At 67.2% G+C, this 1,516-nt stretch carries 2 protein-coding genes and 1 pseudogene; 1 reads left to right on the forward strand and 2 read right to left on the reverse strand.

What is annotated here, in order from left to right; all coding sequences use genetic code 11:
• A partial coding sequence (locus tag AC1D1S_RS21105) for a helix-turn-helix domain-containing protein (RefSeq protein WP_476995441.1) occupies nt 1–413 on the reverse strand: 413 nt, incomplete at its 3' end.
• 92 nt (nt 414–505) lie between these two features.
• On the opposite strand from AC1D1S_RS21105, the gene AC1D1S_RS21110 reads away from it, so the two are divergent.
• On the forward strand, nt 506–934 hold the full coding sequence (locus AC1D1S_RS21110) for a hypothetical protein (RefSeq protein ID WP_476946400.1): 429 nt from the start codon (nt 506–508) through the stop codon (nt 932–934).
• A 61-nt stretch (nt 935–995) separates the two neighbouring features.
• On the opposite strand, the pseudogene AC1D1S_RS21115 reads toward AC1D1S_RS21110, so the two are convergent.
• A pseudogene (locus AC1D1S_RS21115) lies at nt 996–1,516 on the reverse strand (diacylglycerol kinase); the annotation flags it as partial.

The raw sequence follows: 1,516 nt of genomic DNA on the forward strand, positions 1-1,516 counted from the left end.
GCTGACTGCCCCCTGGCGCGGGCAGCCCGAAGAAGGGCCTCCCGCGGCGAACCGCCGCCGCTGGTTGCGTCCTCGATCGCGGACACCAGCAGCTCGGCGGCGAGATCATAGTGGCGGTCGGGCACCGAGGCCGCGACCTCATCCACGGCGGCCCGGTACAGCTTGGCGGGCCGGCCGGACCCCGGCCCCTCCCGCCCTCCGAGCTTGCGGAACTCCACGGCCAGCAGCCCGTCTTTCACGAGCCGGTCCAGATGGAACGAGGCAGTGCTCCGCGCCAGGCCCACAGCCTGCGCGGCATCGTCCCGGCCAACGGCATCTGCCGCTGAGGCGACGAAATCAAACAGCCTCCTGCGGCTCTCGTCTCCCAGCGACGCGACCGCCGCCAGCCTGTGGTTCCACGGAAGCTTGGTCATGACACAAGAATATCTCTAAAAACAAGAATCATTGCTTAATCCCCGTGGGGCCCTCTAAAATCGAGATATCCACTTTTAGAAGGAGCGATGCCATGAAAGTTTCCCCAGCCCCCGCCACTCCCGCACAGCAGCTCACGGCGGACCGTCAGGCCTTCCTGCTGCTGCGGACCGTCTTTACCGTTGCGCCGATCCTGTTCGGCCTGGACAAGTTCACAAACCTCTTGACCGACTGGACGATGTATCTGGCGCCCGTGGTGACCCAGGTGGTCCCGCTGCCGGCCCAGACGATCATGTACGTCGTTGGCGTGGTGGAAATCGTCGCCGGAGTGGCGGTGGCGCTGCGTCCGCGCTTCGGATCGGCGCTCGTGGCCGCCTGGCTGCTGGGCATCATCATCAACCTGATCATCCTCGGCGGCTTCTACGATGTCGCTCTGCGTGACTTCGGGCTGCTCGTGGGTGCCCTGGCACTGAACAGGCTGTCCCCGCGCAGGGCCGTGCCGGCCGCTACGCCAGGCAGCTAGGCCAGACGGCGGGTCCCGGCAGCTGGTCCCGGCAACTGGGCGAAGACGCCAGGCCACGCCACTACGCCAGAACGCAGACGGCCCGCGGAACGACTTCAATGGTCATCGGGAGCGCCCCGATCCGCTCGCCGTCGGCGTAGGCCACGATATTGCCGGCGGACAGTTCCACGGTGCGGACCCGGCGAAGCCGCACAGCGGGGTGGCCCACGTGCTTGCCGGCAAAGACCTTCGGGAACACGGCCAGCAGCCGGGTCCGGGACAGCCGGTTGACAATGAAGAGGTCCAGGTAGCCGTCATCAAGGGCGGCTCCCGGGACGATCCTCATCCCGCCGCCGATCGACTGGCCGTTGGCGACGGAAATCAGCATGGCGCCCTGCTGCCACTGCTCGCCGTCGGCCGTCACCGTGTAATCGATGGCCCAGAACGACGCCAGTTCCCGAAGCATGGGGAGCTGGTAGCGGATCTTGCCGCGCGGCCAGCGCCAGCGATTGGCCCGCTCATTGACGGCGGCATCGAACCCGGCCGAGACCACGCCCGCAAACAAGCGGGAGGATCCTCCGGCGGTGATCCTGCCGGCGTCAA

This window comes from Arthrobacter sp. P1_A5 (genome assembly GCF_056406825.1).